This is a genomic window from Propionimicrobium sp. PCR01-08-3 (assembly GCF_030286045.1).
Taxonomy (GTDB): Bacteria; Actinomycetota; Actinomycetes; order Propionibacteriales; family Propionibacteriaceae; genus Brooklawnia.
The window spans coordinates 1,827,355-1,849,608 of sequence record NZ_CP127390.1 but is presented as its reverse complement, the minus strand read 5'-3'; the positions used below and the strand labels follow the sequence as shown (position 1 = coordinate 1,849,608).

Annotated in this window: 19 protein-coding genes and 1 riboswitch; of the genes, 12 read left to right on the top strand and 7 right to left on the bottom strand. The window is 62.4% G+C overall.

Translation table 11 applies throughout. The features are described 5' to 3' along the window. Positions 1 to 71: 71 nt before the first annotated feature. Positions 72 to 671, bottom strand: a complete 600-nt coding sequence (locus QQ658_RS08490; RefSeq protein ID WP_286024440.1) for a MarC family protein — start codon at positions 669 to 671, stop codon at positions 72 to 74. Between the two features lie 327 nt (positions 672 to 998). Between QQ658_RS08490 and QQ658_RS08485 the strand changes: the two genes are divergently transcribed. The 5 genes from QQ658_RS08485 to QQ658_RS08465 all read left to right on the top strand — a co-directional run bounded on the left by QQ658_RS08485 (position 999) and on the right by QQ658_RS08465 (position 6,565). Next, the gene (locus tag QQ658_RS08485; protein WP_286024439.1) at positions 999 to 1,913 is read left to right on the top strand and encodes a bifunctional riboflavin kinase/FAD synthetase; all 915 of its coding nucleotides are present in this window, start codon (positions 999 to 1,001) and stop codon (positions 1,911 to 1,913) included. A 162-nt stretch (positions 1,914 to 2,075) separates the two neighbouring features. Continuing rightward, complete coding sequence (gene rpsO / locus QQ658_RS08480) at positions 2,076 to 2,339, top strand: 30S ribosomal protein S15 (RefSeq protein WP_286024438.1); 264 nt, start codon at positions 2,076 to 2,078, stop codon at positions 2,337 to 2,339. Between the two features lie 316 nt (positions 2,340 to 2,655). Continuing rightward, positions 2,656 to 4,872 (top strand): polyribonucleotide nucleotidyltransferase, encoded by a 2,217-nt coding sequence (locus QQ658_RS08475; RefSeq protein ID WP_286024437.1) that lies wholly within the window; start codon positions 2,656 to 2,658, stop codon positions 4,870 to 4,872. Positions 4,873 to 5,116: 244 nt separating this feature from the next. Beyond that, entirely contained in the window at positions 5,117 to 5,857 is a 741-nt protein-coding gene (gene dapB / locus QQ658_RS08470; protein WP_286024436.1) for a 4-hydroxy-tetrahydrodipicolinate reductase, read from the top strand. 9 nt (positions 5,858 to 5,866) lie between these two features. Then, positions 5,867 to 6,565, top strand: coding sequence for an LmeA family phospholipid-binding protein (locus QQ658_RS08465; RefSeq protein ID WP_286024435.1), 699 nt, complete (start codon positions 5,867 to 5,869; stop codon positions 6,563 to 6,565). Positions 6,566 to 6,704: 139 nt separating this feature from the next. Here QQ658_RS08465 and QQ658_RS08460 read toward each other — a convergent pair whose 3' ends face one another. The 5 genes from QQ658_RS08460 to QQ658_RS08440 form a co-directional block, all read right to left on the bottom strand. Next, positions 6,705 to 7,244: a GNAT family N-acetyltransferase gene (locus QQ658_RS08460; RefSeq protein WP_286024434.1), complete on the bottom strand. Its 540-nt coding sequence runs from the start codon at positions 7,242 to 7,244 to the stop codon at positions 6,705 to 6,707. Between the two features lie 150 nt (positions 7,245 to 7,394). Continuing rightward, positions 7,395 to 8,174 (bottom strand): ABC transporter ATP-binding protein, encoded by a 780-nt coding sequence (locus tag QQ658_RS08455; RefSeq protein WP_286024433.1) that lies wholly within the window; start codon positions 8,172 to 8,174, stop codon positions 7,395 to 7,397. Further along, complete coding sequence (locus tag QQ658_RS08450; protein WP_286024432.1) at positions 8,171 to 9,268, bottom strand: FecCD family ABC transporter permease; 1,098 nt, start codon at positions 9,266 to 9,268, stop codon at positions 8,171 to 8,173. Before QQ658_RS08450 ends, QQ658_RS08455 begins: the two co-directional genes overlap by 4 nt. After that, positions 9,265 to 10,227: an ABC transporter substrate-binding protein gene (locus QQ658_RS08445; protein WP_286024431.1), complete on the bottom strand. Its 963-nt coding sequence runs from the start codon at positions 10,225 to 10,227 to the stop codon at positions 9,265 to 9,267. Before QQ658_RS08445 ends, QQ658_RS08450 begins: the two co-directional genes overlap by 4 nt. A gap of 87 nt (positions 10,228 to 10,314) precedes the next feature. Next, positions 10,315 to 10,431, bottom strand: a riboswitch (cobalamin riboswitch). Positions 10,432 to 10,642: 211 nt separating this feature from the next. Beyond that, positions 10,643 to 11,596: an ABC transporter substrate-binding protein gene (locus QQ658_RS08440; RefSeq protein WP_286024430.1), complete on the bottom strand. Its 954-nt coding sequence runs from the start codon at positions 11,594 to 11,596 to the stop codon at positions 10,643 to 10,645. A gap of 345 nt (positions 11,597 to 11,941) precedes the next feature. Between QQ658_RS08440 and QQ658_RS08435 the strand changes: the two genes are divergently transcribed. Next, the gene (locus QQ658_RS08435; protein WP_286024429.1) at positions 11,942 to 13,630 is read left to right on the top strand and encodes a ribonuclease J; all 1,689 of its coding nucleotides are present in this window, start codon (positions 11,942 to 11,944) and stop codon (positions 13,628 to 13,630) included. A gap of 273 nt (positions 13,631 to 13,903) precedes the next feature. Here the strand turns inward: QQ658_RS08435 and QQ658_RS08430 are convergent, their stop codons facing one another. Then, positions 13,904 to 15,247, bottom strand: coding sequence for a GntP family permease (locus tag QQ658_RS08430; RefSeq protein ID WP_286024428.1), 1,344 nt, complete (start codon positions 15,245 to 15,247; stop codon positions 13,904 to 13,906). 444 nt (positions 15,248 to 15,691) lie between these two features. Between QQ658_RS08430 and QQ658_RS08425 the strand changes: the two genes are divergently transcribed. From QQ658_RS08425 to QQ658_RS08400, 6 genes are all read left to right on the top strand, one after another. Further along, positions 15,692 to 16,936: a PucR family transcriptional regulator gene (locus tag QQ658_RS08425; protein WP_286024427.1), complete on the top strand. Its 1,245-nt coding sequence runs from the start codon at positions 15,692 to 15,694 to the stop codon at positions 16,934 to 16,936. A gap of 293 nt (positions 16,937 to 17,229) precedes the next feature. Then, positions 17,230 to 18,849 (top strand): acyl CoA:acetate/3-ketoacid CoA transferase, encoded by a 1,620-nt coding sequence (locus QQ658_RS08420; protein ID WP_286024426.1) that lies wholly within the window; start codon positions 17,230 to 17,232, stop codon positions 18,847 to 18,849. A gap of 16 nt (positions 18,850 to 18,865) precedes the next feature. Continuing rightward, complete coding sequence (locus QQ658_RS08415; protein WP_286024425.1) at positions 18,866 to 19,285, top strand: MaoC family dehydratase; 420 nt, start codon at positions 18,866 to 18,868, stop codon at positions 19,283 to 19,285. Positions 19,286 to 19,405: 120 nt separating this feature from the next. Then, the gene (locus tag QQ658_RS08410) at positions 19,406 to 20,542 is read left to right on the top strand and encodes an acyl-CoA dehydrogenase (protein ID WP_286024424.1); all 1,137 of its coding nucleotides are present in this window, start codon (positions 19,406 to 19,408) and stop codon (positions 20,540 to 20,542) included. Between the two features lie 9 nt (positions 20,543 to 20,551). Further along, complete coding sequence (locus QQ658_RS08405) at positions 20,552 to 21,319, top strand: electron transfer flavoprotein subunit beta/FixA family protein (RefSeq protein ID WP_286024423.1); 768 nt, start codon at positions 20,552 to 20,554, stop codon at positions 21,317 to 21,319. 18 nt (positions 21,320 to 21,337) lie between these two features. Next, positions 21,338 to 22,246, top strand: coding sequence for an electron transfer flavoprotein subunit alpha/FixB family protein (locus QQ658_RS08400; protein WP_286024422.1), 909 nt, complete (start codon positions 21,338 to 21,340; stop codon positions 22,244 to 22,246). Positions 22,247 to 22,254 lie beyond the last annotated feature (8 nt).

Genomic DNA, 22,254 nt, shown 5'->3' with positions numbered 1-22,254 from the left:
TGGGACGCTCCGAAGAATTAACGCTGAGTGTCGCCCCTCCTGGCTCGGGCGCCTGGCTGTGTTGCCAGGCTCTAACGCAGCACACCGAAGAATTCGGCGGTCCCCTGGAGCGCCATCTGAGTGGCCACGATGACCAGCACCATACCCATCAGACGTTCCACGGCGATCAAGGTCTTGTTGCCCAGCACCCGGTGCAGGCCCTGGCTGAAATAGAGCACGACCGCGGTGACGAACCACGAAGCCACCAGGGCGACCAGATAGCTCGGTATCGCATCCGGGTCGCCGGACACCAGCACGATCTCCATCGCCAACAGGGACGGTCCGGCAAGATACGGAATGGCGAGCGGGACGATGAAGGGTTCGTCCTCGGGAGACTTCTCACGCAGGTTCCGCTCGGGGGTGGGGAAGACCATCCGCAAGGCGATCAACATCAAGATCACACCGCCGGCAACGGTGAGCGCCGGAGAGTCGATGTGGAAGACCTGCATGAAGGCCTGGCCGCCGAAGAGAAACAGCAACATGATCACCAGAGCGATGAGCAGCTCGCGGACGATGACGCGCTTGCGGCGCTCGGGGTCGGTATTGGCCAGCGCGGTGAGAAAGAGCGGCACGTTGCCGAAGGGATCCATGATCAGGATGAAGATCATGGCTGACGAGACGATCAATTCCACATTCAGTCACTCTATCGACGCCCAAAGAGCCGAGCAAAGCTATCGCTGACACCGGAGAACGGGCGTAGATTCTGTGGTTGATGGCGAGGGACACGAGCAATGCTCTCGCAACACCATCATTCGGTGCGGCAGTCAACTCACATTGCAAATGCGTTCGCACCGGTGCGCCACACTGCGTGCGGTGTTCTGGCCAGGTTGCCGACGTCTCATGGGTCATTCCGCAGGTGAGTGCGGTAGCCGAGGTGAGTTCTGCTGTCTATCGTCCAGGCATTAGGCTGGATCGCGGCCCGGGCGCCCGCCTGGGCCGAACGACGAGCGGGAGCCAGAATGCAGCAAAGTGTGGTAGCCATCGGGAATTTCGATGGTGTGCATACCGGACATCAAAAGCTTCTGGAGACCGCTCGGCGCCACGCCCGCGAGCTGGGCACCGAGCGCGAGCCGCTGCCGGTGATCGTGGTGACGTTCTGGCCTCATCCGCTCCGCGTGCTGACTCCGGGGAAGGCGCCGAAGCTGCTGACCCCACTCGCGGATCGGATCAACCTGTTGCGCAACTACGGCGCCGACGAGGTACGGGTGGTGCAATTCAACCGGGATGTGGCCTCGTGGTCGCCAGAGAGATTTGTCGATACGATCCTTGGCCCACTGAACCCGGCGGTCGTCGTGGTCGGCAAGAACTTCACCTTCGGTGCCCGCGCCGCCGGCACGCCCGAAATGATGCGTGAGATCGCGGGCGACCGCTTCGATGTGGACGTCATTCATTTGGTCGGCGTCGACTCGGAGCGAACCTGCTCGTCGTTCGTGCGTCAGGCATTGGCGGACGGCAGAGTCGACGTCGCGGCGCGGCATCTCGGTCGTCTCTTCCGGGTGAGCGGGGTTGTGGTCGTGGGGGATCAGCGCGGCCGGGAGCTCGGATTCCCGACCGCGAACCTTCCGATCGCTGCCGACCTGGCGACCCCTGCGGACGGCGTCTATGCGGGCTGGTTGCGCAGGCTCGATGAGCCGTCGGCATTGCGTCTGCCGGCGGCCATCAGCGTCGGCACGAATCCCACCTTTGACGGGCTGGAGCGCAGGGTCGAATCATATGTGCTCGACCGCACCGATCTGGAGCTGTACGGCATCGAGATCAGTGTCGAGTTCGTGAAGCAGTTGCGTGGACAGGTGCGTTTCTTGTCGGTCGATGAGTTGATCGAGCAGATGAGCAAGGACGTCGCCGCCACCCGAAACATCCTCGGTGCCGACTAGCGCGTCCGCGCTCGTGATCCCCGGTGAGCCGCGACGGATTCGGATTCCTGAGACGGCCATGTTATCCTTGCCAGGTTGCCGTTAGATCGGCCGCGGATGTCCAAGAGCCCCCACTCGCAACCTGCATCGGGGGCGCCGCGCAACGAGCTGGAGAGGCTGACAGTGGACGCTGAGACCAAGAAGAAGATTATCGAAGAGTACGCGACCCACCCTGGTGATACGGGCTCTCCGGACGTTCAGATTGCGTTGCTATCCGCGCGTATCTCCCATCTGACCGAGCACCTCAAGGTCCACAAGGGTGATCACCACAGCCGCCGTGGCCTGATGCTGATGGTTGGTCAGCGTCGTCGGCTGCTGAATTACGTGGCCAAGGAAGATATCGACCATTACCGTGCACTCATTGCTCGTCTCGGCCTTCGCCGGTGACGCTGCGTTGACTTACGGGGAGGAGCCCACGTCGGCTGCTCCCCGTTTTGGCATGTTCAGCACGACACTTGTTCTTGGGTCGTCTGGGCATCATTGAACCTGGAGAAAACTTCATCACCGCTGTTTGCGAGTGTCGCAAGTGGCAATACGACGCGAGGACAACCAGCTGCAGGCCAAGGGTTGTTGGTCCTCGGTAGTGGTCATCGGGCAGCCGGATGGGTATCCCGATGACCTCGATCGAAGACCGGCATTTTATGACCCGGCTCCTGCGCCGGCACTCGTGTCTCTTCTGAGAAACGAGAGAGGATAAATATTCATGGAGGGTGAGAACCTCAAATTCGCTGAGGCGATCATCGACAACGGAACCTTCGGCAAGCATGTCGTCCGTTTCGAGGCCGGTGTTCTGGCTCAGCAGGCCGACGGCGCTGCCGCCGTCTATCTCGACGGCGACACTATGTTGCTGTCTGCGACCGCCGCGCAGAAGACCCCGCGCGAGTCGATCGACTTCTTCCCGCTGACGGTCGACGTCGAAGAGAAGATGTATGCGGTCGGACGCATCCCCGGTTCGTTCTTCCGCCGCGAGGGACGCCCCAGCGAGAACGCGATTCTGGCCTGCCGCCTGATCGATCGTCCGCTGCGCCCGGCGTTCGTCAAGGGTTTGCGCAACGAGGTGCAGGTTGTGGTGACCGTGCTGGCGCTCAACCCGCAGGTCGAGTACGACGTAGTGGCGATCAACGCCGCGTCCATGTCGACTCAGATCGCCGGGCTCCCGTTCCACGGCCCCATCGGAGGCGTGCGTGTCGCGCTGATCGGCGACCAGTGGGTGTGCTTCCCGACGTTTGAGCAGGAGCAGAGCGCCACTTTCTCGATGGTGGTTGCCGGCCGGGTGCTCGCTGACGGCGACGTGGCCATCATGATGGTTGAGGCCGGAGGTACCGAGGCCACCTGGAATCTGGTGCGTTCGGGCAAGACCGCCCCGACCGAAGACGTCGTGGCCACTGGCCTCGAGGCCGCCAAGCCGTTCATCAAGGCGCTGTGCGATGCGCAGGTCGAGTTGGCCCAGCAGATCAGCAAGGAGACCTACCCCTACCCGGTCTTCAAGGAATACGAGGACGACGTCTACGCGAAGGTCTCGGAGCTGGGCCTGTCGGAACTCGATCGCATCGAGCAGATCGCCGACAAGCTGGACCGCCAGGAGGCGGAGAAGAATCTCAAGCATTCGATTCTCGACCAGTTGGGAGCCGATGCGGCGTTCGACGGACGCGAGGGTGAGATCTCGGGTGCGTTCAAGGCCCTGCAGAAGAAGGTCGTCCGTGGCCGGGTGCTGCGCGACGGCAAGCGCATCGACGGCCGTGGCCCCAAGGACATCCGTCCGCTGTCGGCCGAGGTCGGCATCGTGCCCCGGGTGCACGGCAGTTCGCTGTTCCAGCGCGGCGAGACCCAGGTGATGGGCATCACCACGCTGAACATGCTCGACATGGAGCAGAAGCTCGACACCTTGAGCGCCGTCACCTCGAAGCGCTACATGCACCAGTACGAGATGCCGCCGTACTCCACCGGTGAGACCGGCAGGGTCGGTTCACCGAAGCGCCGCGAGGTCGGCCACGGTGCGCTGGCCGAGCGGGCCATCGTCCCGGTGCTGCCCAGCCGCGAAGAGTTCCCCTACGCCATCCGCGAGGTTTCGGAGGCCATCGGCTCGAACGGCTCTACCTCGATGGGCTCGGTCTGTGCGTCCACTCTGTCCCTGCTGAACGCCGGCGTGCCGCTGCGCGCACCGGTTGCCGGCATCGCCATGGGCCTGATGAGCGAGACCGACGATCAGGGCGAGACCAAGTACCTGGCGCTGACCGACATTCTGGGCGCCGAGGACGCGCTGGGTGACATGGACTTCAAGGTCGCCGGCACCAGCGAGTTCATCACCGCTCTGCAATTGGACACCAAGCTCGACGGCATTCCTTCCGACGTGCTGGCTCAGGCGCTGTTGCAGGCCAAGGATGCTCGCACCACGATTCTCGGTGTGATGAACGAGGCCATCGACACTCCCGATGAGATGAGCGAGAACGCCCCGCGCATCATCACCGTGCACATTCCGGTAGAGAAGATCGGCGAGGTGATCGGGCCCAAGGGCAAGGTCATCAACCAGATGCAGGACGATACCGGCGCCAACATCTCCATCGAGGAGGACGGCACGATCTACATCGGTGCCGCCGGTGGCGAGGCCGCCGAGATGGCGCGTCAGATGATCAATGCGATCGCCAACCCGACCATGCCGGAGAAGGGCGAACGCTACCTCGGTACCGTCGTCAAGCTGACAAGCTTCGGCGCGTTCGTGTCGTTGCTGCCCGGCAAGGATGGCCTGCTGCACATCTCCAAGATGCGGGTGCTGAACGGTGGACAGCGCGTCGAGAGCGTCGATGACGTGGTGAGCGTCGGCCAGAAGATCCAGGTCGAGATCAGCGACATCGATGACCGCGGCAAGCTGTCGCTCGTCCCGGTGATCGAAGAATCCGAGGACAAGTCCGAAGAGAAGTAACTCTTCGTAGCTTGAAGGGGAGGCCTCGCGAGCATTGCGCTTGCGGGGCCTCCCTTTTTGCCTAATGCCAGTCGTCGCTACCAAGGCCATCGGTCGTCGCGGGTTACACCGCGCAGCTGCCACCCGAACCGGTCAGGCCCGCCTTCGGTTCGGTCATCTCCGCAGATGCAGCATTGGGCCTCCGGAGATGGTCAGAGCTACCGGGATAGTCTGGTGTTCTACGGATACGAGAGGTGGGCAACAGATGATCAAGGTGGCGGTCTTCGGATCCAAAGGACGCATGGGGCAGGAGATCTGCAAGGCTGTCGATGAGACATCCGACACGCAACTGATCGCCGCCGTTGATGCGGGCGAGGACCGCAGCGATGTCGAGACGGCTGACGTGGTCATCGATTTCACCCACCCGGATGCGGTGATGGACAACATCAAATGGTGCATTGATCACGGCATCAACGCGGTGGTCGGCACCACCGGTTTCACCCCAGCGAAGTACGACGAGGTACGCGGCTGGCTTGCCGCCAAGCCGACGGCCAACGTGCTGATTGCGTCCAATTTCTCGATCGCTGCCGTGCTGCTGATGCACTTCGCCGCAAAGGCCGCGCCCTTCTTCGAATCGGTCGAGGTCGTCGAGCTTCACCACCCGGGCAAGGCGGACGCACCATCGGGCACGGCCATCACCACCGCGAATAAGGTCGCTGAGGCGCGCGCCGACGCAGACTGTGCGCCGATGCCCGACGCGACCATCAAGGAGATGGATGGTGCTCGGGGCACGGTGGTCGACGGCGTCCATGTGCATTCGGTGCGGCTACAAGGCTTGTTCGCGCACGAAGAGGTCGTCTTCGGCAATCCAGGTGAGATGCTGACCATTCGTGATGACTCCTTCCAGCGCAACAGCTACATGCCGGGCATCTTGACCGCAGTACGCGCTGTAGCTGATCGTCCGGGGTTGACCATCGGTATCGAAGACCTGCTCGGCATCGCCTGAGGAGAATACGTGCGCAAGAAGACGTTGATGATCATCGCCGTGGTGGCGGTGCTCGTGATCTCGGCGGTCGGCGTCGACAACCAGATGCGCGGATTTTCGCAGAACCACATGGCGCAGGCCATCGAGGAACGGTATGGCGGCCAGGCCGAGGTCAAGTTGGGCGGATGGCCTTTCATGCTGATCACCCTCACGCATCGGCTGGCGGATGCGCAGCTGAATCTTCAGGGGATCGAGGTGGCCGATGAAGACAGGAAGGCCACCATCGACAGCGTTCAGATTGATGCCGCCGGCGTGCAACCATTCGATGACTTGGAGAACGCGACGGTCGAGCAGCTGGATGCAACCGCCTCCATCAACTGGAATCAACTCAGTGTGCTGCTCGGATTTCCGGTCAACTATGTGGACGGCAACAGGATTTCGGTCGGCACCTCGGTGGAGGTCGGGGGACGAGTCGTTCCGATCCAACTTGAGGCAGATCTTGCCCTGGAGCAGGACGGCACGCTGGAGCTGAACGATCCGGGTTTGGCAGTCGCGGACACGGACGTTCCGTTGCCCGAAAGCGTGCTTCAGCTAGCCCTCGACCAAGTGAGTCCTGATCTGAAGCTTCCCAATCCTGGCGGTATCAGCTATCAGAGCCTTGCGATCGGCGCAGATGCGGCGACGATCACGGTCACCGGCCAGAATGTCGCCCTGTCCGAATTCCAGTAGCAGCCCGAATCCCTCGGCTTTCGGCTACGGCAAATTTCGACCATTTTGACGCAGACTGCCTCTGGCTCATGCAATGGGAGAATCCGAGACAGTATCGATGCAGAGTGGGTTCGCGATGCTGCGAGAGATGGCGGCTGGCTCAATCCACCAAGGCGGTATGCAGCCGGACCAGTTTGACGCGCAGGTGATCGTCCTCATCGCCGACCTCTTGGTGAGCACCATCGGGCGCCCAACCGGACGCGTCGAGCAGAGCGCGGGTCTGGTCGTCGTCCGAGGTCACCCACCAGGTGGCGCGTTCGAAGCCGTCGGCGCGCAGCGTGTCGGCGACCGCATGCATGAGGCGGTCCTCGTGGCCTGATCCCATCGCGGCAGGGTGCACGCAGAACTCGGCCACCAGCGCGTCGGTCGGCTCGGCATCGGGGTCATCGCTCGGCCCGACGGCAGCGAAGCCGACGACGTGATTCAGTTGATCGACGGCAACGAGAACCCGGTAGGTCGCCAGCGGCGGACGCACGATCGCGTCGTGCCAAGCCTGCACCATCTCGTCGTGGTCCAGTTGTTTTGCCACGTCGGCCAGTCTCGGCCAGGTGGCAAGCCGTGCCTGCTGCACATCGACGATATCGATCGCTTCAGCGGGCATTGCCAATCGGACGCTATCGGGATGCAATTCGTTGGTCACTGCGCCAGTTTAGGTTTCGAGCCAGAAATGTCAGGCCCGGCTCGCATAAGTCTTCTCGAAACCGCAGCTATTGCAACGGAGAGTCGGAATCTCGGATGCCGATTGGGGGCACACGCACCTCAAGCAGAGGACTCCGACTGTTGCGGCCGATCAGACTGAACCGGGTCGCACCGGAACCACCGCCGGACCCGACGCCCGGGGCAGTACCTCGACATGGGCGTTATACGTACGATCCAGACGCACAGGTTGCAGCACATCGGCCGGCGGGCCGGCCTGAACGAGGCGTCCGTGCTCCAATAGGAGCAAGTGGTCAGAATATTGCGCGGCCAAGGTGAGATCGTGCATGGCGGCCAAGACCGTGATGCCGAGTTCACGGCGCAATTGATCGACGAGTTCCAGAACCGATTGCTGGTGCCCGATGTCGAGTGCACTGGTGGGCTCGTCCAATAGCAGGATCCGGGGTTGCTGGCACAATGCGCGAGCCAGGATCACCCGCTGCAACTCGCCGCCCGACAGCTGGCCGGCCAAACGGTCCTCGAAGGGCCCCAACCCCAGGCGCGCGATCTCGCAGTCGACCGCGTCCCGGTCGGCGGCAGATTCGGTCGCAAAGCGCCCGAGATAAGGGGTGCGGCCCAGAGCGATCAATTCGCGTACCGTCATACCGGCCGGTATGGCCGGCTGTTGCGGCATCAGCGCAACCAACTGGGCATACTGCTTACGTGACAGGCTGCGGGCGTCGCGTCCGTCGATCCAGATGTCGCCGGACGACGGGATCAACCCGGCCGCCGCATGCAGGAACGATGTCTTTCCCGCGCCGTTGGGCCCGACCAAGGCCAGCCATTGCCCCTTCTCGACGCTGACGCTCAGGTCGATGACGACATGGTTGTCACCACGGGTCACATTGAAGTAGCGGCACTCAAGGATGTTCATGAACTCACCCGGCCTCTGCGCAGGACGACGAGGAAGAACGGTGCGCCAACGATCGCGGTGACCACACCGATCGGCAATTCGGCGGGTGCCATCAGGCTTCGCGCCGCCACGTCTGTCAGGACGAGAAATGCCGCGCCGAAAATCATCGACAGTGGCAGCAGAATGCGGTGTGAGGCGCCGAAGATGAGCCGCACGGCGTGCGGGACGATGATGCCGACGAAGCCGATCAACCCGCTCACCGAGACCGCCGCCGTGGTCCCCAAGGTGGAAGTGAGCACGAGAATCAGCCGCACCCGTGCCGGATCGATACCAAGGCTCGCGGTCTCCACATCACCCACGGCCAACACATCGAGCGTGCGGCGATACAGCAGGAGCACAACCCAGCTGAACAGGACATACGGCAGGATCATCCAGATGTCGCTCCAGCCGTTGGTCGACAGCCTCCCCAGCAGCCAGGAGTAGACGGCCTGCAGCGAGTCGTCGAAACGCTGCTGAACAAAGGTCTGGATGGCGCTGAAGAACGCGGCGACCGCGACTCCCGCCAGCACGATGACGGTCGAACTATGGCCGCCTCCTACGGTGCTGCCCAGCGCATAGGTCGCGCCGACCGCCAGTAGGCCGCCGAGGAAGGCAAAAACCGGGACGCCGACGTTGCCGATGCTGCCGCCTTGGGTGAGGGCGATGGTGGCGCCGAGCCCCGCCCCGGCAGATACCCCGAGCAGGTAGGGGTCGGCCAATGGGTTACGGAAAACCCCTTGGTAGGACGCGCCGGAGATCGCCAAAGTTGCGCCCACGAGCGCACCGAGGGTGACGCGGGGCAGCCTGATCTGCCACAGGATCGCTCGTTGCTGCGAAGTCAGCCCCGAGTCGACCTGGACGAACGGCAGCGCGTCCACCAGTTCGAGGAGCACACTGCGGGCCGTCAAACCTGCCGGACCCACCATGGCTCCGACCAACAACGCGATCGCCAACACGGCTATCGCGATGAGCCAGCGCCCGAGCCGTCGGCCGCGTTTCCTCCTCGCCCGGGGGGCGGGAGAGGAAGCAGCGGACGGCCGGACGCTGGTTACCGGCGCGGTGGCGGATGCGGTCATGCCTTATCGGGGTTCAGCTCCGCGACGTACTCTCCGACTGCTTCGACGTAGTCGACGATGCGTGGGCCCCAGCGGCTCGCAATGTCGGCGTCGACGACGAAGACATGGTCGTCCTGAACGGCGCTCACCTCACTCCAACCGGCGCGTCCGGCCACCTGGTCGGCGGTCACGCCGCAGCATTGCGCGTCGGCGAGGAAGATCGCGTCAGGGTTGGCCTGGACGACGTACTCCTCCGACAGCTGCGGATAGTCATCGCCATCGGACGCGTCCGCAATGCTCTGCAGACCGAACAGGCCGTAGATCTCGCCGAGGAAGGTGTTGCTGGAAACCGTGAAAAGCGTGGGATCCAATTCATGGAAATAGGTCGCATCGGTCACATCGGGTGCGGCGGCCACCGCGGCCTCGATCTTTGAACGCATGTCTTCGACCAGTGAATCGGCAGCCTCATCGTTGCCGGTTGCCTGACCCAGCCGATCGATCTCGTCGTAGGCCTCATCAAGGTTGGTGGCCGAGGGAAGCACGAGTGTCGGGACGCCGGCGTTCTCCAGGCTGGCAGTGGTGTCGGGATCATCGCTGGAGGTCACAACGAGGTCGGGGGAGTAGTTGAGGATGGCCTCGACATTGGGCTGGTAACCGGAAAGGTCGGTGACCGGAGCCTCTTCGGGGTAGTTCGACTGATCGTCGACGGCGACAACCTGCTCGCCGGCTCCGATGGCGAACAGCGATTCGGTAGCGGTCGGGCTCAACGAAACGATGGCTTCCGGCTGCGAATCGATGGTGACCGTGGTGGTGGAATCAGAGGTCCCACTGGTGACGGTGACCGGGAAGCCTCCGGCGGCATCCGAGGAGCCGCTGGCAGATGTCGCATCGGTCGGTGCGCCACATGCGGCCAACGCCACCGTCAATAGCAGCGCGCCGGCAGCGGCGAGCGGCGATCGTGCAGATGAAGTGCGGAACAAAACAATCCTCCGGTATCTCTCGGAGGACGAAGCAGCCGGGCGAGTGGGCAGACAAGCCCTGACGCACGAACCATCCTTCGTCCGAGGAACAGAACGTGGTCGTGGACAGATGTCCTGGCTCGTCCGAAAGAATCGGCTTCACAGTTGCGGCACAGCACCGGGCTCTCACCGGATTTCACTGCAACCCACGACACTCCCGCCGATGCGAGAGCAACACAGAGTCTATAACAGCCGACCCCTGATGTCCGGGAAAGAGTCTGCTGTCGACGCCTGCTGCCGACGCCGACGATGAACAGCGCCAGTGCCTGAACAGCCATCTGGCAACCGGATCGGTCCCTTGGGCGCAGGTAAGGCGCGAATAGGACGGCACCGGTGGCTTCGGCCATGCTCGTACGCGGTGAGCGGAAACCGGCGGCTACCGGTCCTCGACGGTGGCCAAATATCCGCTGATCATTCCCACATAGTCGACTACTCGCGGGCCCCACCGGTTCGCGATGTCGGTGTCTGCGGTGAAAACCTGGTTTTTCTGAATCGCTTGCAGGCCTTCCCAACCCGGACGCTCGGCCAGTTTGCCGGCGGTCACGTCGCAGCAACCCGCGTCGGCGAGGAAGATGACATCGGGATCGGTTTCGATGATGTATTCATCAGACAGCTGGGGCCGGTCTCCCGGCTGGCCGGAATCATCTGCGATATTGGTGATGCCGAACAGGCCGTAGAGCCGGCCGAGAAAGGTCTGCGTGGAGGTGGTGGTCAGATCCGGGTCGAGCTCGAGAAAATAGCTGGTTCCGTCGAGGTCGGGAGAAGTCTCCAGGTAAGAGGTGATGGCGGACTTCATGGTGGAGATCAGACCGGACGCCGAACGGTGCCGGCCGGTGGCCCAGCCGAGCCGTTCGATCTGGTCATAGACATCGGAAAGCTCCTCGGCCGGCGGCAACACCAAAGTCGGGACGCCTTCGTGGGCAAGTTCAGCGATGACCTCGGAATCCTCCTGCGCCATCACGACCAGATCAGGTCGATAGCTCGCGATCGCCTGAGCATCAGGCTGGGCGCCCGACAGCCCGGTGATCGGAACGCCATCGGGATAATCGGACTGGCTGTCAACGGCGACAACCTCGTCCTCCGCGCCGATCGCGAACAGCGTCTCGGTGGCGCTGGGGCTCAACGAGACGATGCGGGTGGGCCGCGATTCGATCGTCACGGTTGTTACCGAATCGGAGCCACCGGTCATTACCGCGATGGGGAAGCCCCGTGCCGCGCTGGCCGATGCCGACGCCGCGTCGCTCGGCGAGCCGCATGCGGCCAACATCACGCTCAGCACGATGAGACCGATGATGGCGCTGACAGATCGGGTAGAAATTGAGTGCAACACAAAGAATCCTTTGGCCCGGGCCCGATGGACACACTATCAGCGTAGGCGCGGATGAACCCTGAAAGCTGCTGGGTGCAGCAGACCCGGGCGGCATGATTCCCGTCTCCGGTCGGCACCCTCGATCACTTCAAACACACTCGTCGACAATCTCAGTCGGCCCGAACGGGCAAGGAAGAATGCCCATATCTTTCGGCCCGGTCACTGTGTTTGGTCGCTCGCAGTACACACACGTCGGTGTACTGGCTGGAACCGATCTATCGCAGCGGAATCGGTTGGCACTGAGTCCGGCCACCGAGGCGCCGGGATAAGGCGCACGAAGACGAATACGGTTAGGATAATCACGATATGAGTGCTCTTCAGATGCCGCCCAGGCTTGCCCCCGACACGTTACGAATCATCCCCCTCGGCGGGCTCGGTGATATCGGCCGCAACATGACCGCCTTCGAGATCAACGGCAAGGTGCTGGTGGTCGACTGTGGCGTCCTGTTCCCCGAGGACGACCAGCCGGGCGTCGATCTGATCCTGCCCGGCCTGGATTATCTGGACGACCGGATGGACGACATCGTCGGGCTCGTGCTGACTCATGGCCATGAGGACCACATCGGCGGCGTGCCGTATCTGTTGCGCCGCCGCCAGGACATCCCGCTGTACGGCAGCAAGTTGACGCTGGCGTTTGTCGACGGCAAGCTGCGCGAGCATCGGCTGCGCGACACCGCGATGTATCACACGGTTGTCGAAGGCGAGACCGTGCAGCTGGACGAATTCGAGCTGGAGTTCTTCGCCGTCAACCACTCCATTCCGGACGCGTTAGCGGTCGCGATCAAGACCACCGCGGGCATCGTGCTGCACACCGGTGACTTCAAGATGGATCAGATTCCGTTGGATCACCGGATCACCGACCTGCGTGGATTCGCCCGGTTGTCGAACGATGAGCGCGGCGTCGATCTGCTGATGGCCGATTCGACGAACGCGGACGTCGCAGGCTTCACGCTTCCCGAAAAAGACATCGAGCCTGCCCTCGAACGGGTCTTCAACCAGGCCACCCAGAAACTTGTGGTGGCATGCTTCGCCTCGCACGTGCACCGGGTGCAGCAGATTCTCAATCTCGCCGTGCGGCATGGCCGCAAGGTCGTTTATGTCGGACGCTCAATGGTGCGCAATATGGGCACCGCGCAGGAACTCGGGTACCTCAAGGTGCCCGGCGGTACCTTGATCGAGTTGAACGACATCGAGCGCTATCCGGACGAAAAGGTTGTGATCATCTCGACCGGTTCGCAAGGCGAGCCGCTGTCCGCGCTGGCCCGGATGGCCAACCGTGAGCACCCCATCGTCCAGGTCGGTCAGGGTGACACCGTGCTGCTGGCGTCCTCGCTGATTCCGGGCAACGAGAATTCGGTTTACCGCGTGATCAACGGACTGACCAGGCTCGGGGTCACGGTCGTGCACAAGGGGAACGCGCTCGTGCACACCTCGGGGCACGCCAGTGCGGGGGAGTTGCTCTACACCTACAACGTGGTCAGGCCGCGCAACGCGCTGCCGGTTCACGGCGAGGCCAGGCATCTCGTGGCGAACGCGAAGCTCGCCCAGCAGACCGGAATCCCGGCCGACCACACGATCGTGGCCGAAGACGGCGATGTCATCGATCTGGCGAAGGGCGTGGCCAAGCGCACCGGACGAGTGGACGCGTCCTATATCTTTGTCGACGGCACGACCGTCGGCGACGTCACCGAGACCTCGCTCACCGATCGTCGGATTTTGGGCGAAGAAGGCTTCATCTCGGTGATTGTGGCCGTCGACCTGCGTTCCCAGACCATCGTCGCCGGGCCCGATATCAGCGCGCGGGGCTTCTTGGAGGACGCATCGATCTTCGACTCGGTCACCGAGGAGATCAGACGTGCCCTGGAGCAGGGGCTGGCCGATGGGGTCGACGACCCGCACCGATTGCAGCAAAGCGTTCGCCGTGTGATCGGACGCTGGGTCTCGCGCACCTACCGCAGCCGTCCCATGATCGTTCCCGTGGTCATCGCCGTCTGAGGATATCCGGGGAATCAGTCGTTGGGTGCTGCTTCGGCGATCGGATGCCTTGGCTTCGACCATGATCGCGTGCAACAGCGAGGAATAGAGATCGCCGCTCGACGTGTCGATTCTTCATCATGGCGCAGGGTGCCCTGGTCTTGGGCTGAATCGTGAATTATGACCGCATCGGTTCTCGGCAGGGAGTATACGCCGAGAAATGCCCGCCCGAGCGGCGAACTCGGACGGGCACCTCCCGTTCCTTGATGACTGCGGATCAGTTGCCGTTGCTGATCAGACGAGTCCCGTCAGGTAGTAGAAACCGATGGTGACGAAGGCAGTGAGGCACTTCAGCAAGGTGATGGCGAAGATGTCTTTGTACGACTGCCGGTGAGTCAATCCGGTGACGGCGAGCACGGTGATGATGGCGCCGTTGTGAGGCAAAGTATCCATGCCGCCCGCGGCCATGGAGGCAATGCGGTGCATGACGTCCAGCGGGATCCCGGAGTCGTTGGCCATGTCGATGAAGTGATCGCCCATCGCGCCGAGGGCCATGCTCAATCCACCCGATGCCGATCCGGTGACGCCGGCCAGCACGTTGACCGTGACTGCTTCGCTCAACAGCGGATTCGGGATCGACAGCAACGCGTCCGCGGCCACTTTGAAGCCGGGAAGCGAGGCTATGACGCCCGCGAAGCCGAACTCGGATGCCGTATTCAAGTTGGCGAGCAGAGACCCTGCGATGGCGTCCTTACTGCTCGGGATGAATGATGCGGTGACCTGCTTGCGTCCGATGATGAAGATCGTCACGATGCCGAGAACCAAGCCGATGATCAATGCCCAGGTAGCCACCGCGCCGGAGATGGTCACCGAGGTGATCAGACTTTCCGGATCAGCGTTCTTGGCCGGGACGGAGGTGTTCTGAAACTCCACGACATCGGGGAAGAGGCTCGGCAGCGTCTTGGTGAAGACGAGATTGGCGACCCAGACCAGGACCAGCGGGAGGGCGGCTATCAGTGGGTGAACAAGTTTGTCGGTGGTGGTGGCGATGACCGGCTCATTGAGGTGCCCAGAGCCGTAGCCTTCTCCGGCGGCCTTGGCGGTGCGGCGCCGCCATTCGAGGTACAGCATTCCGACGACGAAGACGAACAGCGAACCGAAGATGCCGAGGATCGGAGCCGAGAATGCGGTCGTCCCGAAGAAGGTGGTGGGGATGATGTTCTGGATCTGCGGGGTGCCCGGCAGGGCGTCCATGGTGAAGGCGAAGACACCCAGACCGATGGTCGCCGGGATCAGCCGCTTGGGGATATCCGACTCCTTGAACATTTCGGCAGCGAAGGGATAGACGGCGAAGACGGCGACGAACATCGACACGCCACCATAGGTGAGGATGGCGCCCACCAGGACGATCGCCATGATCGTGAACTTCTCGCCGACGACCCTGACGACCGCCGAAGCGATCGATTTGGCGAATCCGGAGATCTCCATCATCTTCCCGAACAATGCGCCGAGCATGAAAATCGGGAAATAGTTTTGGACGAAGAATGCCATCCGGACCATGAAAAGGTTCGTGTAGACCGGAAGCACTTTGGTTGGTTCGGTCAGGACGACCGCGAGTAAGGCAGCTATGGGCGCCATCAAGATGACGCTATGGCCCCGGTAAGCCATGACGATCAGAAAAGCCAGGGCTCCAAGAATGACTGCGAGATGGACGAGATCCATGGTTTCTAATTTCCTCTGACTGCAATGTCTTTGGTTTGCCGGTGCATAGTACGGGCTCCCTTTCTGGTTGCATTGGCGGAGCACGGGCATACGGATATCGTTTCGTTGGTTCCGAATGCCTCACTCAAGTCGGCCGGCTCCTTTGACCGTGCTGCTGTAGTGAGTGCTCCGCGACGACGTCTGGCGTGGTCGTGCATGCCGATCGTGCAACGCTGGTTCCTGATTTGTCAAGAGAAAGAACGGCAAGCCAGAATCAGGCTGACAAAAAGCTGTAGAGATAGTTACAAAATGCTTGTGCGTCTTGTCCGGATGGACAACAATTGACACCGGACCGTTGGGTTCAACGACATGGGAGTCGAAATGAACGAATCACGTTTGGAACAGGTGCTGGTGCGGTTGGGCAGCGATCTGCCGATTCTGTCGAAGAGGGTCACTGACGTGGTCCGCGAGGGACGTGAGCCGGATGGCGAGGCCGGCGACGAGGCACTGTTCGTGAGCGTTCATCGCACCTTGGTCATGGTCTTTCGGGCGCTTCGGCAAGGACATTCCTATCTCGACGCCGAAGGCTTGGACTTGGTTTCGCAGATCATTCAGCAGCGATACCGCGACGCAGTGCCGACCGAGGACGCGGTGCGCGAGTTCGCACAGTGTGTGGGGCATGTCAACCAGCATTTCCTCCGGGTGTGCGCGGATCTCGGCGCAGATGGTGATGACGCGATGCACGGCTCGGACTGCCTGTGGCGCCTGGGTGACGCGATATCGGAACGCGTGGTGAAGCTGTACGACGACCTCAATCGCCAGCAGGCGCAGCTCGACACGCAGCAACGAACATTGCTGGTACGTCGGCTGGTCACCGGAAGAGCCGCTCCGAGCGAGTTGCGGTCGTTGCCGCTCGATGTGGACGCCGATTACGCGGCGATAAGGGTGCTGGCCAGGCCCGGGGCGTCGCTGAGCGTGCAGAACCTGGAGTCTTCAGGAGGCATGCCGATGCGCCGGGGCTTCTTGGCGGCTGTGAACGGTGAATGTATCGGGGTGGTGGCGAAAGCCCCTCAGGTCGGTGATGGGGCCGTGGCGGGGATGGGGCCGCTGCGGCCGCTGTCGGATGTCGCGCAGTCGTTCACGATTGCCGATCGCGTGGCCCATTTGGCGTCATACCGCGGCCTGGCAGGAGTGCACACCCTCGGCGAACTGGGGTGGCAGGTCGCGGCGGTGGCGCAGCCCGAAGTCAACCGGACGTTGCGGCATCGCTTCCTCGATCCGCTGCGTGGGCGGGGAGCCTTCGGCGCCGACCTCGAGGTGACGGTTCGCAACTACCTCGCACATCACTGCAACTACACCGATGCCGCTCGCGAACTCAACCTGCATGTCAACACCCTGCGCTATCGGCTGCGTCGATTCAGCGACATCACGAACGCCGATCTGGATGACCCGGTAGATCTCGTCAATGTGGTGTGGGCCTTCGAACTGGGTGACATGCCCGTCTGGCAGCCGTGCTTGCAACGAGGCTCGGGGTCGGCTCGCCAATACGAAGAATCCGCCGAGTTGCGGACCGCGCCGGTCGAGGCATTCGCGGCCGCCCGAAGTATGTCAGCCCTAAGTGTGTAATTGTAAAATTGACAGCTGTCGCGGCAGCCATGTTGGTGGATCCTCCGTAGCGTCCCGAGGACATCAGGAATAGATTTGTCCTAACAACGAGATGAGCGGTCATCGATAGACCCTTCCCATTGCCCCTGTAGCGCAGTGGCTTGTCGGGACGATGCTGTGGACCAACGTCAGTAAACGATTGGTCTGCACATAGGAGAGCGTTTATCGAGGCCCAAGGAAAGGCAGTCGAAGGGCGCTTCAATGCAGAAGTTATGCCAGCACGCCCATTGTGGGGCGTCAACGGAGATATCAGGATGACTACAAATAAGAGCTCGAAATTCATGTCGCTAGAGGAATCCATTCAGCTGATTCCCGATGGCTCGACCATCGCAATGAGCGGATTCGTCACCTGCTCTAATCCCGACTATCTGGGCGCGGGAATTGAGCAGGCTTTCTTGCGTGATGGCCACCCGCGTGATTTGACACTGGTGCATACGGCCGGAATCGGCGATGGTCAGGGCCGCGGCGCCGACCGGTTCGCCCATGAAGGAATGCTCAGGCGCGCTATCGCAGGCCACTATAACTTCGCACCCAGCCTGCAGAAGCTCATCATCGACAACAAGGTGCAGGCCTACAACCTGCCGCAAGGCGTCGTCTCCGAGATCATTCGCGATACTGCCGGCGGACGTCCTGGTACGGTCAGCAAGATCGGGCTCGGAACCTTCGTCGACCCTCGTAACGAAGGCGGGCGCATGAATGCCGCCACCACTGACGACCTGGTCGAGGTACAGCAGATCTTTGGCGAAGACTGGCTGTTCTACCACCGCGTTCCGATCGACGTGGCGCTGATCAAGGCGACATACGCGGACGAGGACGGCAACATCAGCGGTGAGCATCTGCCGGTGTGGAGCTCGGTGACCACGATGGCGCAGGCTGCGTACAACAACGGCGGGAAGGTGATCGTCCAGGTCGATGCGCTCGTCGGCAACGGCACACTCGACCCACGCATGGTGAAGATCCCCGGATTCATGGTTGCGGCGGTCGTCGTGGCACCGCCCGAGGAGCAATTCAGTACGGCTCTCGACAGCTGGGAGCCGGCGTTTTGTGGCGAGACGCGGGTCCCGCTGAGTTCCATCGGACAGCTCCCGTTGAACCAGCGCAAGGTCATTGCGCGCCGCGCCTATCAAGAACTCGGTTCCGAAGGTGGCGTCATCAATCTGGGAATCGGAATGCCCGAAGGCGTCGCTTCGGTGGCCGTCGAGGAAGGCACGATCTCTTCGCTGCATCTGACCGTCGAATCGGGCATCAGCGGCGGTATCCCGGAAAGCGGGCTGCGGTTCGGCGCTGCACTCAACCCCGACATGATCATCGACGAGGCCACCCAGTTCGACTTCTACGACGGCGGCGGTCTGGACGCGACATTCATCGGGTTGGCCCAGATGGACAAGGACGGCAATATCAACGTCAGCCGGTTCGGGCCACAGATCGCCGGCTGCGGAGGCGCCATCAACATCACGCAGACGGCCAAGCGCGTGGTCTTCTGCGGCACCTTCACGGTGAAGGGGCTCAAGGTCGAGGTGGCGGCCGGCAAGCTGAAGATCATCCACGAGGGCACCGCGCAGAAGCTGCTTGACCAGGTCGAACAGGTCACCTTCTCGGGCACGTATGCGCGGGAGACCGGTCAGCGCGTGATGTACATCACCGAACGCGCTGTCTTCGAGATGCTGCCCGAGGGTCTGACCTTGATCGAGATAGCACCGGGTGTCGACCTCGAACGTGACGTTATCGCCCAGATGGGGTTCCGGCCGCGCATCGCCGAAGACCTACGGGTGATGGACGCCCGGATATTTGCCGACGGACCCATGCAGAGCACTCCTGCTCCGGCCGAACTGGACCGCTACGTGCAGCCCGAGTCCGAAGAAGCACTGGTTTAGGAAAGGGAATCAAAAGATGAGCTTTACCATCAACGACCTGACCATCGGACAATCCGCGAGTTTCACCAAGACGGTGAGTGAAACCGACGTCTACCTGTTCGCAGGCATCAGCGGCGATCTCAACCCGGCTCATGTGAATCAGGTCGCGTCCGAGCAGACCCAATTCAAGGGACGCATCGCGCACGGCATCTTGGGGGCCGCCTTCATCTCGACTGTGGTCGGCATGTACCTGCCGGGACCCGGCACGATCTACATCGGCCAGGAGTTGCGCTTCCGTCGTCCGATTCATATCGGTGACACGGTGACCGCGACCGGCACCGTGACCGAGATCAACGTCGAGAAAAACCGGGCCAAGCTCGAGACCACGATCACCAACCAAGACGGCGTCGTCGTCACGACCGGTGTCGCCACAGTGATGCCGCCGACCGCCGAGTAGGCCACCACACAACAATCCGGACTTGCCGGTCGACGGGTCATTCGCGGCCGGCGAATCCGCAGGAACACATACCTATTTATCCCACGGAATATTTCCCAACCGCACAAAAGGAAGACAGTGATGTTTGAACTGACAGAAGATCAGCAACTGCTGAAGCAAAACGTTCGCGAGTTCATGGAGAAGAATGTCGAGCCGACCGTCCTCGAGCGTGATGCCGCCCAGAAGTGGGATCGTTCGCTCTACGATCAGGCTGCCGAACTCGGCCTCACCGGCCTGTATCTGCCGGAAGAATACGGCGGCTCCGGGATCGACTTCCTGAGCTACATCATGGCGGTCGAGGAGATCTCCCGCGTGGACGACGGCCTGGGCATCGCGCTTTCGGCTTCGGTCTCGCTGTGCTCGAACCCGATCAACGACTTCGGCACCCCCGAGCAGAAAGAGAAATACCTCACGCCGCTGGCCAAGGGCGAGCATCTCGGAGCGTTCGGCTTGACCGAGCCCAACGCCGGTTCGGACGCTGCCCGCCAGCAGAGCATCGCCCGCCTCGAAGGCGACCACTACGTGCTCAATGGTTCAAAGATCTTCATCACCAACGCCAGTTCCGCCGAGACCTACGTCGTGTTTGCGATGACCGATCCCTCGGCAGGCACCCGCGGCATCACCGGCTTCATCCTCGAGAAGGACATGCCGGGCTTCACCTTCGGCAAGAAGGAGAACAAACTGGGCATCCGCACCTCGCTGACCCGTGAGCTGCTCTTCCAGGACGTCAAAGTTCCGGTCGAGAACGTTCTCGGACAGGTGGGCAAGGGCTTCAAGGTCGCCATGGCGACCCTTGACGGCGGACGCATCGCCGTCGCCGCGCAGGCCGTCGGCATCGCTCAGGGTGCCTACGAGCACGCTCTGGCATACGCGAAGGAGCGCGTCCAGTTCAACGCCCCGATCGCCAAGAACCAGACAATCGGCTTCAAGCTGGCCGACATGGCGACCAAGATCGACGCTGCCCGCCTGCTGACCTACCGCGCCGCCTCGCTCAAGGACGCCGGCAAGCCGTTCAGCAAGGAAGCAGCCATGGCGAAGTACTACGCGTCCGACATTGCACTCGAGGTCACCGCGGACGCCATTCAGATCTACGGTGGCTACGGCTATTCCGAGGATTACCCGGTGGCCCGCTACTTCCGCAACGCCAAGATCACCCAGATCTACGAGGGCACGAACGAGATCCAGCGTGTCGTCGTTTCCGGCTCCATCCTTCGCTGAGGTTTATCAATGAAAATCGCAGTTATCTACAAGTGGGCGGCAAACCCGCAAGAGGCTTCGGTCGCCCCGAACGGAAAGATCGACTGGTCGCGCGCAACCTTTACGGTCAGTGAATACGATCATCCGGCCATCGAGTTGGGCCGCCGGTTGGCCGATGCCACCGGCGCGGAGTTGATCGGTATTTCGCTGGGCGACGAGGCAGCCGCGCCGATGGCCAAGAAGTCGGCGCTGTCGCGTGGTCTGGACGAGCTATACCTGATTCCCACTCCCGAGCAGGGTGCTGATTCGACCACTACCGGCCTCGAACTGGCGGCGGCCATACGGGCGATCGGCGACGTCGATCTGGTGCTGGCCGGAGACGCGTCCATCGATATCGGTGCTCAGCTGGTGCCTGCCGTGGTTGCCGGGGCTCTGGGATGGCCTGCCGTCGCGCAGGTGACCGAGGTTGCTTCCAGCGATGGTGGTTTCCAGGTGACCCGCAACTGGCAGGGTGGCACGCAGGAGCTTGCCTTCGATCAGGCGTGCGTGCTGTCGGTGGCCCCCGACGCGGTCAATGCTCGGGTGCCCGGCATGAAGGACATCCTGAAGGCCGGTAAGAAGCCGTCGGAGACCCTGGCACTCGATCAGCTGGACGCGAGGCTCGCACCTGCGACCACCTTGGTCAGCCGTTCGCAGCCGAAGCTCGCCGCCCGCAAGCACGAGATTCTGGACGGCGCCGACGCCGCGAATGCTGCCGGGACCGTTGTCGCAGGCCTGCGTGCCGTGGCCGCCATCTAAGTCTGACAAGGAATGACAATGACCAGTAACTGGATTGTGGTCGCCGGCGATGCTCGGGTGGCCAATCTGATCGAAACTGCGAAAACCCTCGATGGTGGTGTCGGTGCCGTCGTCGTCGGCCCGAAGGAGGTCGCCCAGCAGGTGGCCGATGGCGGAGTTGACCAGACGCTTTGGCTCGGCGACCCGGGCGAGGCGCCGCTGGAGGCATACGCCCAGGCGATCGCGAAGGTGATCGTCGAGCAGAGCCCGCACCTGGTGCTGGGTGCGGCCCGCGATGCTGAGCGCGCCGTGCTCGGCGCGGTGGCGGCGGGGTTGCCTGCTCCGCTGTTTGCGATGCCTAAGGAAATCACATCCGTTGACGGCAAGCTGGAGATCCGAAATCCGGCATTCGGCGGCATCGCCGAAGACGTCATCCAGGTCGATGGGCCTGCGGTGGCGATGCTGGACGGCGGACCTGCCCCCGAGGCCACCGGCTCGGGCACCGTGGACGAGCAAGCTGCGTCCGATGTCTTGGCGGTCAAGGTGACGCAGACAATTCGGCCGGAACGGGCACAGGTCGATCTGGGCCGTGCCGAGCGCATCGTCTCGGTCGGACGCGGACTTCGCAGCCAGGGCGATCTGAAGCTCGTCCAGCAGCTGGCCGACGCGCTGGACGCCGAGGTCGCCTGTTCACGACCGCTGGCCGAGGGACTCGGGTGGTTGAACGCTGATCGCTACATCGGCGTGACCGGCCAGCACGTGTCGCCGAAGCTGTATGTCGCGATCGGTATCTCCGGCCAGCTGCAACACGTGGTCGGGGCGCGAACGGCAGGAACGGTCGTCGTGATCAACAACGACGAGAACGCTCCCTACTTCTCGGAGGCCGACTACGGCATCGTCGGTGACCTGTACAACGTGATTCCGGCGCTGGTTTCGGCGCTCGGCTAGGAGCCTAT

Coding starts and splice junctions, on each gene's coding strand:
- QQ658_RS08455 (WP_286024433.1), bottom strand. CDS start 8,174: ATGAACATCCTTGAGTGCCGCTACTTCAATGTGACCCGTGGTGACAAC.
- QQ658_RS08435 (WP_286024429.1), top strand. CDS start 11,942: ATGAGTGCTCTTCAGATGCCGCCCAGGCTTGCCCCCGACACGTTACGA.
- QQ658_RS08405 (WP_286024423.1), top strand. CDS start 20,552: ATGAAAATCGCAGTTATCTACAAGTGGGCGGCAAACCCGCAAGAGGCT.
- QQ658_RS08450 (WP_286024432.1), bottom strand. CDS start 9,268: ATGACCGCATCCGCCACCGCGCCGGTAACCAGCGTCCGGCCGTCCGCT.
- QQ658_RS08430 (WP_286024428.1), bottom strand. CDS start 15,247: ATGGCGCCCATAGCTGCCTTACTCGCGGTCGTCCTGACCGAACCAACC.
- dapB (WP_286024436.1), top strand. CDS start 5,117: ATGATCAAGGTGGCGGTCTTCGGATCCAAAGGACGCATGGGGCAGGAG.
- QQ658_RS08420 (WP_286024426.1), top strand. CDS start 17,230: ATGACTACAAATAAGAGCTCGAAATTCATGTCGCTAGAGGAATCCATT.
- QQ658_RS08475 (WP_286024437.1), top strand. CDS start 2,656: ATGGAGGGTGAGAACCTCAAATTCGCTGAGGCGATCATCGACAACGGA.
- QQ658_RS08425 (WP_286024427.1), top strand. CDS start 15,692: ATGAACGAATCACGTTTGGAACAGGTGCTGGTGCGGTTGGGCAGCGAT.
- QQ658_RS08400 (WP_286024422.1), top strand. CDS start 21,338: ATGACCAGTAACTGGATTGTGGTCGCCGGCGATGCTCGGGTGGCCAAT.
- QQ658_RS08410 (WP_286024424.1), top strand. CDS start 19,406: ATGTTTGAACTGACAGAAGATCAGCAACTGCTGAAGCAAAACGTTCGC.
- QQ658_RS08485 (WP_286024439.1), top strand. CDS start 999: ATGCAGCAAAGTGTGGTAGCCATCGGGAATTTCGATGGTGTGCATACC.
- QQ658_RS08415 (WP_286024425.1), top strand. CDS start 18,866: ATGAGCTTTACCATCAACGACCTGACCATCGGACAATCCGCGAGTTTC.